Origin of the sequence: Corynebacterium sp. ACRPZ, from assembly GCF_022346205.1 — a bacterium.
Lineage (GTDB): Bacteria > Actinomycetota > Actinomycetes > Mycobacteriales > Mycobacteriaceae > Corynebacterium > Corynebacterium lehmanniae.
This window is the reverse complement of sequence record NZ_JAKRMR010000003.1, coordinates 84,881-99,611: the sequence shown is the minus strand read 5'-3', so window position 1 is coordinate 99,611 and position 14,731 is coordinate 84,881. Positions and strand designations below refer to the sequence as shown.

Here is a 14,731-nt window from a genome sequence, read left to right as displayed (position 1 = left end):
TTTAGTTTTCGTTGCGCTCGAGCTCGCCGGCGACGCGGGCGATGAGTTCTTCGCGGATGGACTCGACGGGGATCTGGTTGAGAACCTCGTTGAAGAAGCCGCGGATGATCAGGCGGGTGGCGTCTTCCTCGCGGATGCCGCGGGAGCGCAGGTAGAACAGCTGGTCGTCGTCGAAGCGGCCGACGGTTGCGGCGTGGCCCGCGCCGGCGATCTCGCCGGTTTCGATCTCCAGGTTCGGGATGGCGTCGGCGCGTGCGCCGTCGGTGAGCACCAGGTTGCGGTTGGTCTCGTAGGTGTCGGTGCCCTTCGCCTCGGCGCGGATGAGCACGTCGCCCACCCAGCAGGTGCGGGCCTCGGGCAGCTTGGAGGCCTTGTCGCCCTGCAGCGCACCCTTGTACAGCACGTTGGAGCGGCAGTTCGGCACCGCGTGGTCCACCAGCAGGCGGTTCTCGATGTACTGGCCCGCGTCGGCGAAGTACACGCCGGTCAGCTCGGCGTCGCCGCCCGGCGCCTCAAAGGCAAGGCGCGGGGTGATGCGGACGACCTCGCCGCCGAAGGTGGCCACGTGGTGGCGCAAGGTTGCATCGCGCTTCACGACGATCGACTGCTGGCCCACATGCACCGCATCCAGTTCCCAGTCGGCGTCCACCACGGCGTTGACGCGGGAGCCCTCGCCGATGACCCAGTTGACGTTGTCGGCGTGGGTGCCGGAGCCGGCGTAGCGCACCACAACGGTGGCGGAAGAGTTCGCGCCGGTCTCGACCACAATCGTGCCGAAGGTGGTCTTGTCGGCGCCCGCGCCGGTGACCGTGACGGTGACCGGCTCGGCCAGCTCTGCGTTCGCCGGCACCGTAATCAGGGTGGCGTTCTCGGAGGAGCTCCACGCCTGGGCGGCGACACGGTCGACGGGGGCGCCGGCGGCGGTCACGCGCTCGTCGTCAAGCGAAACTTGCTCGACTGCGACCTCGCTGGGGGCATCCACCGCAATCTGCGCCTCGGTCTGCGGGGCGAACTGGCCGTTGTGCAGGCCGCGCAGGCGGCGCAGGGAGATGAAGCGCCAGACCTCGTCGCGGCCGCCCGGGACCTCGAAGTCCTCCACGTTGAAGGAGGAAAACAGGTCGCCCTTGTTGTTGTGCGTGGTGGCGTTTTTGACGGTTTCGGCCATTTAGCCCACCGATCCTTCCATTTGCAGCTCGATGAGGCGGTTCAGCTCGAGGGCGTACTCCATGGGCAGCTCCTTGGCGATCGGCTCGACGAAGCCGCGCACGATCATGGCCATGGCCTCTTCCTCGGCGATGCCGCGCGACATGAGGTAGAACAGCTGGTCCTCGGAAACCTTGGACACCTTCGCCTCGTGGCCCAGGGTCACGCGGTCGTTGCGGATGTCGTTGTACGGGTAGGTGTCCGAGCGCGAAATGTCGTCCACCAGCAGCGCGTCGCACTCCACGTTGGACGCGGAGTCGTGCGCGTTGGCGTTGATCTGCACCAAGCCGCGGTAGGCCGCGCGGCCGCCGCCGCGGGCGACGGACTTGGACACGATGGACGAGGAGGTGTGCGGTGCCATGTGCGTCATCTTCGCGCCGGTGTCCTGGAACTGGCCCTCGCCAGCGAACGCGACGGAGAGCACCTCGCCGCGGGCGTGCTCGCCGGTCATCCACACGGCCGGGTACTTCATGGTCACCTTGGAGCCGATGTTGCCGTCGACCCACTCCATGGTCGCGCCCTCTTCAGCCTTCGCACGCTTGGTGACCAGGTTGTAGACGTTGCTGGACCAGTTCTGGATGGTGGTGTAGCGGCAGCGGCCGCCCTTCTTCACGATGATCTCCACCACCGCGGAGTGCAGCGAGTCCGACTTGTAGATCGGGGCGGTGCAGCCCTCGACGTAGTGCACGTAGGCGTCCTCGTCGACGATGATGAGGGTGCGCTCGAACTGGCCCATGTTCTCCGTGTTGATGCGGAAGTAGGCCTGCAGCGGGATGTCCACGTGGACCCCCGGCGGGACGTAGATGAAGGAGCCGCCGGACCACACAGCGGTGTTCAGCGCGGAGAACTTGTTGTCGCCGGCCGGGATGACGGAGCCGAAGTACTCCTTGAACAGGTCCTCGTGCTCGCGCAGGGCGGTGTCGGTGTCGACGAAGATGACGCCCTTTTCCTCCAGGTCCTCGCGGATCTGGTGGTAGACCACCTCGGACTCGTACTGCGCGGCCACACCTGCGACGAGCCGCTGCTTCTCTGCCTCCGGGATGCCCAGCTTGTCGTAGGTGTTCTTGATGTCCTCCGGCAGGTCGTCCCAGCTGGCGGCCTGCTGCTCGGTGGAGCGGACGTAGTACTTGATGTTGTCGAAGTCGATGTCGGACAGGTCCGCGCCCCAGGTGGGCATCGGCTTCTTGTCAAAGATCTCCAGCGCCTTCACACGCTGGTTGAGCATCCATTCCGGCTCGCTTTTGATGCCGGAGATGTCGCGCACGACCTCTTCGTTCAGGCCGCGGCGCGCGGAGGCGCCGGCGACGTCAGAGTCGTGCCAGCCGTAGTTGTAGGCGCCGATCGACTCGATGATCTCGTCGTCGTTCATCGGCTTCTCAAGGCCTGGTGTGGGCTTCACTTCAGTCATTGTCAGCCGCTCCTTTCGTTGCTGTTCCCGCCGGGCGCGTCCGGGTGCGCGCCGCAGCAAGGGGGATGTTAGTTGTGCAGATTCCGTCGCCGTCGGAGATGAGGGCGAGCGGCTGCACATGCGTATCGACGATCCGGGCCACCGCCTCCCTTTCCGCCTCGCAGAATTCCGGGTGCGCCGCGGCGACGGCGGACACCGGGCAGTGGTGCTGGCAGATCTGGATTCCGGCATCGGTGCGGTGGACACTCGGGGCGTAGCCGTGCCTTTCCAGCGCGGCGGCGACGCGCCGCGCCGTCACCTCTGGGTCGTCCGCCGGTTCCACGTCGCCGAGGATCTTCTCCACGCGAGCGCGGGCGAAGTCGCGCACCGCGTCCTCGCCCCCGATCTGCTGGATCAGTTCCACGGCGTCGAGCGCGAGACCGTCGTAATGCGAACCGAAGCGCTCCCGGCCCGCGGCGGTGAGCTGGAAGTGCTTGGCCGGACGGCCGCGCCCCTGCTCCTCGCCCGCGACGGCGCGCGGTGCGCAAGGCTCGGCCAGCTGCTCCTCGACGAGCTTGTCCACGTGCCTGCGCACGCCGGCCGCCGAGAGGTCGAGCTCTTCCGCGATGTCGCTGGCCGCTACCGGCCCCCGCTTGAGCAGGACCGACATCACCTGCGAGCGCGTGTCGCCGCCAGCGCGGGACGCGTCCGCAGGAGCGGGGTTGCGGCTTACTGCTGAATTCGCTGTATCCGCTGTTTCCACGATGGCACCACCTTTCGCTCGATGTGGTCTGGGTCGCTGCCTTTTCACAACACTAGTGTGTTGTAAATATTCCTGCCGCACCGGGTGGGCCCGTGTCGGGGCGCGCCTTAGACTGTTCAACCGTGACTGCACCCGACCGCCCGCACGGCTCCCGACGCGCCCGCCGCGCCCCGCGCGTGAACGTGGCCAGCGAGCTGCCGCGCTTCGGGCGACCCGGGTCCCGCTCGACGCTGCTGCACGACCCGGCCTCGCCTGCGCACAGCGCACCCACAAGCGCGGCTGTGCGGGCCCGCGAGCGCGGCCGTTTCGCCGCGCTGCGCTGGGCGGGGGCCGCCGGCGCGTTCCTGATCGGTTTCGCGGGTATCGGCGGCGGCGCCCTGCCGGTGGTGGAAAACCCGTGGCAGAATTTCCCCTTCGGCGCGGAGATGGGGCGCATGATGCTCGCCTCCAACGCGCTTGTGCTCATCGGCGTCGGCGTGCTGGTGGCGGCGTGGCTGGCCATGGCCCCGTTCGTCGGGGCGTCGCCAGGCGCGGCGCGCGGGGCGCGGGTGAGCAACCCGGAGATGCTGCGCACTTTCATCGCCTGGGTGGTCCCACTTATCGCCACCGCGCCGCTTTTCACCCAGGACATCTACTCCTACCTGGCCAACGGCAGCATCGTGCGCCAGGGGCTCGACCCGTACTCCTCCGGCCCCGTCGAGCTGCTGGGGGTGGAGCACCACCTCGCCCGCTCCGTGCCGTTCATTTGGGCGCACTCGCCTAGCCCGTACGGACCGGTGGCGCTGGGGACCGCGGCGGTGATCTCGCACATCACTGGCGACTCGATCTTCTGGGGCGTGCTCGCCCACCGCGCCGTGTCTGTCGCTGGCATCCTCGCCGCGGCCTGGGCCGTGCTCGCGCTGGCGAAGCGCTGCGGCGTGACCGGCCCGGCCGCTTTGTGGCTGGGCATCCTCAACCCGTTGACGGTGCTGCACATGGTCGGCGGCATCCACAACGAGGCCATCATGATGGGCCTGCTGCTCGTCGGCCTGGAGGTGGGGCTGCGCGGCATCGACCGGCTCGAGAGCAACCGCCGCTCCGGCTGGGCGCTGCTCGCTGCCTCTGCCGCCCTGATCAGCTGCGCCGGCATGGTGAAGGTGATCGGCTTTTTGGCCCTCGGGTTCACCGGCATGGCGCTGGCCCGCCACCTGCGCACCCGCCCGCAGCGCCAGCGCAGCGGCCCCCGCGCCATCGCGACCTCCGCCGCCCTGCACGCGACCATGCTGGCGGCCACCGCCATCGCGGTCTCGCTGGCCTCCGGCATCGGCCTGGGCTGGGTCACCGGCCAAGGCGGCGCCGCCCAGATCCGCAGCTGGCTGTCTCTGACCACCGACATCGGCGTCGCCGGAGGCTTCCTCGGCATGAACCTGGGGCTCGGCGACCACACGGACGCGATGCTCAGCGTGACCCGCTGGGCGGGGCTAACGGTCGCGGCGGCGTTTGCGCTGCGCATGCTGTGGGCCACCTACCGCGGCACCATCCACCCGGTAGGCGGGCTCGGCGTGTCCACCTTCGTGCTGGTGGTGCTGTTTCCCGTCGTGCACCCCTGGTACCCGCTGTGGGCCGTGCTTCCGCTCGCGGCGTGGGCGAACCGCTTTACCTTCCGCGCCTCTGTGGCCGGGTACTCGGCGCTGGTGAGCTTCCTCGTCCTCCCTCGCGGGCTCCGTCTCCAGGCGGGCGCCGTCGCCACGATTTACGGCTCCGCCGTCGTCGGCTTCATCCTCCTGGCGGCGTGCGTAGCGCTCGCGCTTCGGGTGTGGCGGCGCAGGAGGTCTACACTCATCACCCATGAGTGATCACGCGCTGGTCGTCGAAAGCGTTATCAAGCGATTCGGCGAGAAAACGGCGGTTGACGGGCTCTCTTTCACAGCGCGGCGCGGCGAGCTGCTCGCGCTTCTGGGCCCCAACGGAGCCGGCAAAACCACCACCATCGAGATGTGCGAGGGCTTCACCAAACCCACCTCCGGGTCGATCCGGGTGCTCGGCATGGACCCGGTCGCGCATCCGCAGAAGGTGCGCGACCGCATCGGCATCATGCTCCAGGGCGGCGGCTCCTACGCCGGCGTCTCCGTCGAGGAGATGCTCAACCTCGCCGCCAGCTACAACAAGCACCCCCACGACCCGCGCTGGCTCATGGAGCTAGTCGGCCTCCAGGGAGCGGCGAAGACTACCTACCGGCGCCTCTCGGGCGGCCAGCAGCAGCGCCTGTCGCTGGCGCTGGCCCTGATCGGCCGCCCCGAGCTGATCTTCTTGGACGAGCCCACCGCGGGCCTGGACGCCCAGTCACGCATGGCGGTGTGGGACATCATCTCGGCGCTGAAGCGCGACGGGGTGAGCGTCCTGCTCACCACCCACCTCATGGACGAGGCCGAAAGCCTCGCGGACGACGTGGTCATCATCGACCACGGCACCGTCGTCGCCCAGGGCTCCCCGGAGGAGCTCACCAGCCACGAGGAGTTTCCGGTGCTTTCTTTCGACACTGCAGAGGCCTTCGAGGTGCACAAGCTTAACGACGAGCTCACGCCCGCCGGCCTCACCGTCGAGGAGATCCGGCCCCGCAGTTACCGGATCAAGGGCACGGGCTCGCCGGAGGTCGTCGAGAAGCTGGCGCGCGAGGCCGCACGCCAAGGTGTGCTGATCCGCGAGCTGAGCGTGTCCCACCGCAACTTGGAGGACGTGTTTTTGGACATCACAGGAAGGGAGCTGAGGAGCTAATGAAAAAGCTCACCCCCGGCATTTTCGCCCCGGCGCCGCAGCGGGCGTCCTTCGGCCGGATGGCCGCGGCCCAGGGGCGCATCGAGGCGAAGCTGATGCTGCGCCACGGCGAGCAGCTCCTGGTCAACGTGCTGATCCCGGCGGCGATCCTGCTGGCGGCCCACTTCGCCCCGATTTTGGGCGACAACACCGACTCGGGTGTGCTGGTGCCCATGGTTTTCGCCGTGGCCGCCACCGGTGCGGGCTTTACCGGCCAGGCCATCGCCGTCGCCTTCGACCGCCGCTACGGGGCCTTGAAGCGCACCGGCGCGTCCGGGGTGCCGCCCTGGACCATCATCGTGGGCAAGATCCTCGGCGTGCTGGCTACGGTGGTGGTGCAGCTGGTGGTGCTCGGCGCAATCGCCCTGGCGTTGGGGTGGCGCGTGACCCCCGCCGGCGCCGCGTTCGGGCTGGCCACCCTCCTGTGTGGCGTGGCCGCGTTCACCGCGCTGGGGCTGCTGATGGGCGGCACCCTGCGCGCCGAGCTGGTGCTGGCGCTTGCGAACCTGATCTGGCTGGTGCTCATGGGCATCCTCGGCTGGGTGGGCTACTCCGGCGACATCGCGCACGCCGGGTGGTGGAACGCGGTGCCCACCGTGGCGCTGGCAGGCGCGCTGGTGCAAGCGCTGTCTTTGCAGGTCAACTGGGTGGCGTGGGCCTCACTCGCCGCCTGGGGGGTCGCCGCGGTGACCGCGGCCGTGCGCTTGTTCCGCTTTGACGGCTAGGCGCGATACACTCACCACGATCAACATCGTCCGAAAGTTGGAGAAACAGTGACCGCAACCACAGCCGAGACCCGCCCGAACTCCTGGAGGGAGGCCTGGCGCGACCCGTCACTGAAGCTGCAGCGCACCCTCGCGATGGTGCTGCTGCTGTGCCAGGGCGGCATCACCGTCACCGGCTCGCTCGTGCGCGTGACCGGCTCCGGCCTCGGCTGCGACACCTGGCCGCTGTGCCACGAGGGCTCGCTCGTGCCGGTCGCCGGCGCGGCGCCCTGGATCCACCAAGCCATCGAGTTCGGCAACCGCACCCTGACCTTCGTGGTCGCCGCGGCCGCCGGCCTCGTGCTGTACGCCGTGATCCGCGCCGGGCGCCGCAAAGACATCAAGACCCTGGCCTGGATCTCCCTGCTCGGCGTGGTCGTGCAGGCCGTCATCGGCGGCATCTCCGTGCGACTGGACCTGCGCTGGTGGTCCGTGGCGGTGCACTTCCTGCCGTCGATGGTGCTCGTATTCGTCGCTGCGATGCTCTACATGCGCATCGCCGAGCCCGACAACTCCGCCCCCACCCGCCGCTACCCCGGCTCGGCGCAGACGTGGACGCTCATCGCCGCCGCGGCGCTGTGCCTCGTGCTCATCACCGGCACCATGGTCACCGGCTCCGGCCCGCACTCGGGCGACGCGGGCGCGGGCATGGATGGCCGCCTCGAGATGGACACGCGCGTGCTCGCATACGTGCACGCGGCGTGCATGTACCTCTACCTCATCGCCACGATCATCACCACGGTGCTGCTGCGCAACTCCGGCGCGCCGGAGGACGCAAAGCGCACCGCATACGTGCTCATCGCCATGATTCTGGTGCAATGGGCCATCGGCGTGATCCAGTTCCGCATGGGGGTTCCGCGCTGGACAATCCCGGCGCATATCGCCATGTCGTCGACGGTGGTTGCATTCAGCGGGTTCCTTTTTGCACACGGGAAGCGCAGGTTGCCTACGCTCGTGTGACATGAAAGCAATCGTTGTCACATCCCACGGCGGCCCGGAAGTCCTCGAGTACAAGGACGCCGAGCCGCCACAGCCGTCTGAGGGGCAGTTGCTTGTCGACGTCACGTACGCCGGCATCAACTACATCGACACCTACTACCGCTCCGGAACCTACCCCTCGAACCCGCCGTACATCCCCGGCACGGAGGGCTGCGGCCGCGTGGTGGAAGATCCCAAGGGCGAGATCGCGCCCGGCACCCTCGTAGCCTGGCACGCCGCCCCCGGCTCCTACGCCGAGCAGGTGGCGGTGGACCGCAACCGGCTGGTCGCCGTGCCGGAGGGCGTCGATCCTGCGGTGGCGGCCTCGATGCTGCTGCAGGGCATGACCTCGCACTACCTCCTCCACGGCGTGCGCGAGACGAAGCCGGGCGACACCATGGTGGTCACCGCCGGCGCCGGCGGCGTGGGGCTGATCCTGACCCAGATGGCGGCCGCCGAGGAGGCGACCGTGTACTCGGTGGTCTCCAGCGACGAGAAAGAAAAGCTCGCCTACGAGGCGGGCGCGACCAAGGTGTTCCGCTACGGCGAGGACCTAGCCGAGCAGATCAAGGCCGAGAACGGCGGCGGCGGCGTGGACGTGGTCTACGACGGCGTCGGCCAAGACACCTTCGAGATGTGCCTCAACGTCACCCGCCCGCGCGGGCTGGTCTGCTCGTTCGGCTCCGCCTCCGGCGACGTCGAGCCGTTCAAGATCCAGGAGCTCAACGCCCACGGCGCGCTGTTTCTCACCCGCCCGTCGCTGAAGCACTACGTGGCCACGGACGACGAGTTCCTCATGCGCGCCCAGGCCGTGGCCCGGGCGGTAGAAGAGGGCACGGTGAAAATCCGCATCCACCCGCCCTACGAGCTGAAAAACGCCCGCCAGGCCCACGAGGACCTGCAGGCGCGAAAGACCACCGGCTCGGTTGTGCTGAAGGTTTAGAACAGCAGCTGGCCGACGGTCTCCCAGCCGAGCACTGCGTCGAAGGACAGGCCCAGAAACAGCGCGGCGAGGTAGTTGTTGGAGAGGATGAACAGCTTCAGCGGCTTGACGTTCTCGTCGCGCACGATGCCCTGGTGCAGCTTGGTCGCCATGACCAAGAACGCCGCACCCGAGGCGATCGCGATTACCAGGTAGATCCAGGACGCGGCCGGCACCAGCAGCAGCGAGACGGCCACGGTGAGCCAGGAGTAGATCACGATCTGGCGGGAGGTTTCTTCCGCAGTCGCCACCACCGGCAGCATGGGCACGTTGGCGCGGGCGTAGTCGTCCTTGTACTTCATGGCCAGCGCCCAGGTGTGCGGCGGGGTCCAGAAGAAGATGATCAAAAACAGCACGATGGCCTGCCACCAGTTGTCGGCGGAACCGTCGTGGACGTTGTCGCGGATCACGGCCCAGCCCACCATCACGGGCATGCAGCCGGCCGCACCGCCCCAGATCACGTTTTGCCAGGTGCGGCGCTTCAGCCACTTCGTGTAGATGAAGATGTAGAAGAAGTTGGTCAGCAGGATGAAAAACGCCGCCAGCCAGGAGTTGCACAGCACCCCGAGCCAGAGCACGGACAGCACGAGCATCACCCAGGCGAACACGGCCGCCTTCTGTTTGGTCACCGAGTGCCGCACCAGCGGACGGGCGCGGGTGCGGCCCATCTTCTGGTCGATGTCGTAGTCCGCGACCATGTTGAAGGTGTTCGCGGCGGCCGCCCCCATCCAGCCGCCGAGCAGCGTGCCCAGCACGAGCCAGAGGTGCACCTCGCCGCGGTGCGCCTGCAGCATCGCGGGGATCGCGGCGACCAAGAGAAGTTCAATGACCCTCGGCTTCGTCAACGCGAAATATGCCTTGATGGTCTCCAACAACTCTCTCCTTTTTGTACCGCCGTCGGGCGCGGGCAATCATACCTTCGGACGATGGTAGCCCCAACCAACGCGAGTCAACGAATCGAGGAACGGGTGGGACCGGAGGCGTCGATAAGCGATATGCTTTTGTCCGACCTTAAAGAAAGCGAGGACCCCATGACGCTGCCCCCGAAACTGCAGGCAATGACCGAGCGCAACTACCCGCAGGATTGGACCGAGACCGACACCCACGCCGTTGACACGGCCAGGGTGCTCGCCGCCGACGCGGTGGAAAACTGCGGTTCCGGACACCCCGGCACCGCCATGAGCCTCGCGCCGCTGGCCTACACCCTGTTCCAGCGCGTGATGGACGTGGACCCGGCCGACAAGGACTGGGTGGGCCGCGACCGCTTCGTGCTGTCCAACGGCCACTCCTCGCTCACGCAGTACGTGCAGCTCTACCTCGGCGGCTTCGGGCTGGAGCTGCAAGACCTGAAGGACTTGCGCACCTGGGGTTCGAAGACCCCGGGCCACCCGGAGTACAACCACACCGACCACATCGAAATCACCACTGGCCCGCTCGGCCAGGGCCTCGCCTCCGCCGTGGGCATGGCGATGGCTTCTCGACGTGAGCGTGGCCTGTTCGACCCCGACGCCCCGGCGGGCGAGTCGCCCTTCGACCACTACATCTACGTCGTCGCCGGCGACGGCTGCCTGCAGGAGGGCGTGACCGCCGAAGCGTCCTCGCTCGCAGGCACCCAGCAGCTGGGCAACCTCATCCTCTTTTGGGACGACAACCGCATCTCCATCGAGGACGACACCCAGATCGCGTTCACCGAGGACGTGCTCAAGCGTTACGACGCCTACGGCTGGCAGACGCTGACCGTCGAATCCGGCGAGGACGTCGCCGCCATCGAGGCCGCCGTTGCCGAGGCGAAGGCGGAGCCGACCAAGCCGACGATCATCCGCGTGAAAACCGTGATCGGCTACCCGGCCCCGAACCTGATGAACACCGGCGCCATCCACGGCGCGGCGCTCGGCGCCGACGAGGTCGCCGCGGTCAAGGAGGCGCTCGGTTTCGACCCGGCCGTGAACTTCCCCGAAGAGGACGAGGTGATCGCTCACACCCGCAAGCTGCGCGAGCGCGCCGCAGAGAAGCGCGCCGCCTGGGACGAGAAGTTCAACGCCTGGGCCGAGGCGAACCCGGAACGCAAGGCGCTGCTGGACCGCCTCACCGCCCGCGAGCTGCCGGCGGACTGGAAGAAGGACTTCCCCACCTGGGAGCCGGACGCGAAGGGTGTGGCCACGCGCAAGGCCTCCGCGGCCGCGATCCAGGCCGCGGCGGCCGCGCTGCCCGAACTGTGGGGCGGCTCCGCCGACCTGGCGGGCTCCAACAACACCCTGATCGAGGGCGCGCCGTCCTTCGGACCGCGCTCCATTTCCACCGAGATGTTCTCCGCCGACCCGTACGGACGCAACCTGCACTTCGGCATCCGCGAGCACGCCATGGGCGCGGTGATGAACGGCATCGCCCTGCACGGCGGCACCCGCGTCTACGGCGGCACCTTCCTCATCTTCTCCGAGTACCTCTACCCCGCCATCCGCGTGGCCGCCCTGTCCGGCATCGACGGCTACTACGTGTTCACCCACGACTCCATCGGTCTAGGCGAGGACGGCCCGACCCACCAGCCTGTGGAGACCCTCGCCGCCCTGCGCGCCATCCCGGACGTCGCCGTGATCCGCCCGGCCGACGCGAACGAGACCTCCGCCGCCTGGATCGCCGCGCTCGAGGCGAAGGAGCAGCCGAAAGCGCTGGCGCTGTCCCGCCAGAACCTGCCGGTGCTCGAGGGCACCAAGGAGAAAGCCTTCGAGGGCGTGGCCCGCGGTGCCTACGTGCTGGTCGAGGAATCCGCCGACACCCCGGAGGTGATCCTCATGGCCTCCGGCTCCGAGGTGCAGTACGCCGTCGGTGCCGCCAAGGCGCTCGAGGCCGAGGGCACCGCGACCCGCGTGGTGTCCGTGCCGTCCATGGACTGGTTCATGGAACAGGACGACGCCTACATCGATTCCGTGCTGCCGCGCGGCGTCAAGGCCCGCGTCTCCGTCGAAGCCGCGACCTCGATGCCGTGGTTCCGCTTCCTCGGCGAGTACGGCCGCGCCGTATCCCTGGAGCACTTCGGCGCCTCCGCACCCGGCGCCGAGCTTTTCGAGCGCTTCGGCTTCACCACCGACAACGTCGTGCGCACCGCCCGCGAGACCCTCGAGTGCGTGCGCGAAGAGCGCAGCGTGGCAACCAGCGTGCGCGTCGGCGACACCGAATCCGAGCCGACCCGCGGCGACGGAAAGTAGGGTTGCGGCATGACTGCTATCGACGATCTGTACCAGGCTGGCACCTCCACCTGGCTCGACGACCTGTCACGCGAGCGCATCGCCACCGGCAACCTTGCCGAGGTGAAGGACGCGAAGTCCATCGTGGGCGTGACCACCAACCCGGCGATCTTCGCCGCCGCCATGGGTTCCGGGACCCACTACGACGAGCAGCTCGCCGAGCTGAAGCAAGCCGGCACCACCGCCGACGCCGCCGTCTACGCCATGAGCGTCAAGGACGTCCAGGACGCCTGCGACCTCTTCCGCGACACCTACGAGGCCACCGGCGGCAAGGACGGCCGCGTCTCCATCGAGGTGGACCCGCGCTTCGCCGCCGACGAGCAAAAGACCATCGCGCAGGCCCGCGAGCTGTGGCAGCTGGTGGACCGCGACAACCTCATGATCAAGATCCCGGCGACCGACGAGTCGCTGCCCGCCGTCACCGCCGCACTGGCCGAGGGCATCTCCGTCAACGTCACCCTGATCTTCTCCGTGGAGCGCTACCAGCAAGTCATCGACGCCTACAAGGACGGCATCCGCAAGGCCGCCGCCAACGGCCACGATGTCAGCCGCATCCACTCGGTGGCGTCGTTCTTCGTCTCCCGCATGGACACCGAGGTGGACAAGCGCCTGGGGGCCATCGGCACCGACGAAGCGCTGGCGCTGCGCGGCAAGGCGGGCATCGCCAACGCGCGGTTGGCGTATGCGCTGTTTGAGCGTGAGTTCGGCGACGTTGACGTCGCTAAGCTTCCTGCAAATGCGAACGCCCAGCGCCCCCTGTGGGCGTCGACCGGTGTGAAGAACCCGGACTACCCGGCGACGATGTACGTCACCGAGCTCGCCGGCCCGCAGACCGTGAATACGATGCCGGAGAAGACGCTCGACGCCGTGCTTCGCGACGGCGGCGTGCACGGCGACACCCTCACCGGCACCGAAGCCGTCTCCCGCGAGACCTTCGCGGCGCTGCGCGGCGTGGGCATCGACCTCGACGACGTAGTGGCCGTGTTGGAGCGCGAAGGCGTGGAGAAGTTCGTGGACGCGTGGCAGGAGCTGCTCGATTCCATGACTGCTAGGCTCGCCTAACGTGACTTCTCCGCACCAGCAGTGGACTAACCCGCTGCGCTCCCCCGCCGACAAACGTCTCCCCCAGATCGCCGGGCCCTCCGGCATGGTGATCTTCGGCGTCACCGGCGACCTCGCCCGCAAGAAGCTGCTGCCGGCCGTCTATGACCTGGCCAACCGCGGCCTTTTGCCCGGCGGGTTCACCCTGGTCGGCTACGGGCGGCGCGACTGGTCCAAGGCCGACTTCGAGGCGTACGTGCGCAAAGCTATCGACGAAGGCGCACGCACCGAGTTTCACGAGAACGTCTGGCAGCGCCTCGCCGAGGGCCTAGAGTTCGTCCAGGGCAACTTCGACGACGACGCCGCCTTCGACCGGCTCGCCGCCACCTGCAAACGCAGCGACGACGAGCGCGGCACCGCCGGCAACTGGGCCTACTACCTGTCCGTGCCGCCGGAGTTCTTCGCCGAGGTTGTCCACCAGTTGGATCGCTCCGGCATGGCGCACGAGGGCGAAAACCAGTGGCGCCGCGTGATCATTGAAAAGCCGTTCGGCCACGACCTCGAGTCCGCCAAGGAGCTCAACGAGGTCGTCGGCGCGGTGTTCGACGAGCGCTCCGTCTTCCGCATCGACCACTACCTGGGCAAGGAGACGGTGCAGAACATCCTGGCGCTGCGCTTTTCCAACCAGATGTTTGAGCCGGTGTGGAACTCCCACTACATCGACCACGTGCAGATCACCATGGCCGAGGACATCGGCCTGGGCGGGCGCGCCAGCTACTACGACGGCATCGGCGCCGCCCGCGACGTGATCCAGAACCACCTGATCCAGCTGCTCGCCCTGGTGGCCATGGAGGAGCCGACCTCGTTCTCCCCCGGCCAGCTGCGTGCCGAGAAGCTCAAGGTGCTGCGCGCCACCTCCGCGGTGGGCCCCTTCGGCAAAACCACCGCCCGCGGGCAGTACACCGCCGGGTGGCAGGGCTCCAAGAAGGTCGTGGGCCTGCGCGAGGAGGAAGGGTTCGACCCGAACTCCACCACCGAGACGTTCGCCGCCTGCACCCTGCAGATCGATTCGCGCCGCTGGGCCGGCGTGCCGTTCTACCTGCGCACCGGCAAGCGGCTGGGCCGCCGCGTCACCGAGATCGCGCTGGTGTTCAAGCACCCTCCCTACCAGCCGTTCTCCCAGGGGCAGACGGATCTGCTGACCAACAACGCCGTGGTCATCCGCGTCCAGCCGGACGAGGGCGTGCTCATGCGCTTCGGCTCCAAGGTCCCCGGACCCGGCATGGAGCTGCGCGACGTGAACATGGACTTCGCCTACTCCGAAGCGTTTACGGAACAGTCCCCCGAGGCCTACGAGCGCCTCATCCTGGACGCGCTGCTCGACGAGTCCAGCCTGTTTCCCACCAACTCCGAGGTGGAGCGCAGCTGGGAGATCCTGGATCCGGTACTGGATTACTGGGCCGAGCAAGGCAGCCCCGACGATTACGCCGCCGGCACCTGGGGGCCGGCCTCTGCCGAGCGCATGCTGTCGAAGGACGGGCGCGCCTGGCGGCGTCCATAAGCAAGAAAGGCTCGAGC

12 protein-coding genes are annotated in these 14,731 nt (G+C 68.1%); 8 read left to right on the top strand and 4 right to left on the bottom strand.

The features are described 5' to 3' along the window. Window position 1: 1 nt before the first annotated feature. Genes sufD through MHX64_RS03025 form a run of 3 tightly spaced genes read right to left on the bottom strand, consistent with a single transcriptional unit; the run spans window position 2 to window position 3,353 of the window. On the bottom strand, window positions 2-1,165 hold the full coding sequence (sufD, locus tag MHX64_RS03035) for a Fe-S cluster assembly protein SufD (protein WP_239355792.1): 1,164 nt from the start codon (window positions 1,163-1,165) through the stop codon (window positions 2-4). Next, a complete protein-coding gene (gene sufB, locus MHX64_RS03030; RefSeq protein ID WP_304504338.1) occupies window positions 1,166-2,611 on the bottom strand; it encodes a Fe-S cluster assembly protein SufB in 1,446 nt (481 codons plus the stop codon). Beyond that, entirely contained in the window at window positions 2,604-3,353 is a 750-nt protein-coding gene (locus MHX64_RS03025; protein ID WP_370642058.1) for a helix-turn-helix transcriptional regulator, read from the bottom strand. Before MHX64_RS03025 ends, sufB begins: the two co-directional genes overlap by 8 nt. 122 nt (window positions 3,354-3,475) lie before the next feature. Here MHX64_RS03025 and mptB point away from each other — a divergent pair, with 122 nt between their 5' ends. From mptB to MHX64_RS03000, 5 genes are all read left to right on the top strand, one after another. Next, window positions 3,476-5,188 (top strand): polyprenol phosphomannose-dependent alpha 1,6 mannosyltransferase MptB, encoded by a 1,713-nt coding sequence (mptB, locus tag MHX64_RS03020; RefSeq protein ID WP_370642059.1) that lies wholly within the window; start codon window positions 3,476-3,478, stop codon window positions 5,186-5,188. Then, window positions 5,181-6,107 carry an ABC transporter ATP-binding protein gene (locus MHX64_RS03015; protein ID WP_239355793.1) on the top strand — a complete coding sequence of 309 codons (927 nt, stop codon included), beginning with the start codon at window positions 5,181-5,183 and terminating at the stop codon, window positions 6,105-6,107. The genes mptB and MHX64_RS03015 overlap by 8 nt, the downstream gene beginning before the upstream one ends. Continuing rightward, window positions 6,107-6,871, top strand: a complete 765-nt coding sequence (locus MHX64_RS03010) for an ABC transporter permease (protein WP_181888465.1) — start codon at window positions 6,107-6,109, stop codon at window positions 6,869-6,871. The genes MHX64_RS03015 and MHX64_RS03010 overlap by 1 nt, the downstream gene beginning before the upstream one ends. A 135-nt stretch (window positions 6,872-7,006) precedes the next feature. Next, entirely contained in the window at window positions 7,007-7,870 is an 864-nt protein-coding gene (locus MHX64_RS03005; protein WP_181889588.1) for a heme A synthase, read from the top strand. A gap of 1 nt (window position 7,871) precedes the next feature. After that, window positions 7,872-8,831: a quinone oxidoreductase gene (locus MHX64_RS03000; protein WP_181888466.1), complete on the top strand. Its 960-nt coding sequence runs from the start codon at window positions 7,872-7,874 to the stop codon at window positions 8,829-8,831. Here MHX64_RS03000 and MHX64_RS02995 read toward each other — a convergent pair. Then, the gene (locus MHX64_RS02995; protein ID WP_255710957.1) at window positions 8,828-9,745 is read right to left on the bottom strand and encodes a heme o synthase; all 918 of its coding nucleotides are present in this window, start codon (window positions 9,743-9,745) and stop codon (window positions 8,828-8,830) included. The two genes, MHX64_RS03000 and MHX64_RS02995, sit on opposite strands and share 4 nt — an antisense overlap. Window positions 9,746-9,901: 156 nt before the next feature. Here MHX64_RS02995 and tkt point away from each other — a divergent pair, with 156 nt between their 5' ends. The 3 genes from tkt to zwf are packed head-to-tail and all read left to right on the top strand — an operon-like array spanning window position 9,902 to window position 14,714. Then, window positions 9,902-12,073, top strand: a complete 2,172-nt coding sequence (gene tkt, locus MHX64_RS02990) for a transketolase (protein WP_239355858.1) — start codon at window positions 9,902-9,904, stop codon at window positions 12,071-12,073. 9 nt (window positions 12,074-12,082) lie between these two features. Continuing rightward, on the top strand, window positions 12,083-13,174 hold the full coding sequence (gene tal / locus MHX64_RS02985) for a transaldolase (protein WP_239355794.1): 1,092 nt from the start codon (window positions 12,083-12,085) through the stop codon (window positions 13,172-13,174). Window position 13,175: 1 nt separating this feature from the next. After that, window positions 13,176-14,714 (top strand): glucose-6-phosphate dehydrogenase, encoded by a 1,539-nt coding sequence (zwf, locus tag MHX64_RS02980; protein WP_239355795.1) that lies wholly within the window; start codon window positions 13,176-13,178, stop codon window positions 14,712-14,714. Window positions 14,715-14,731 lie beyond the last annotated feature (17 nt).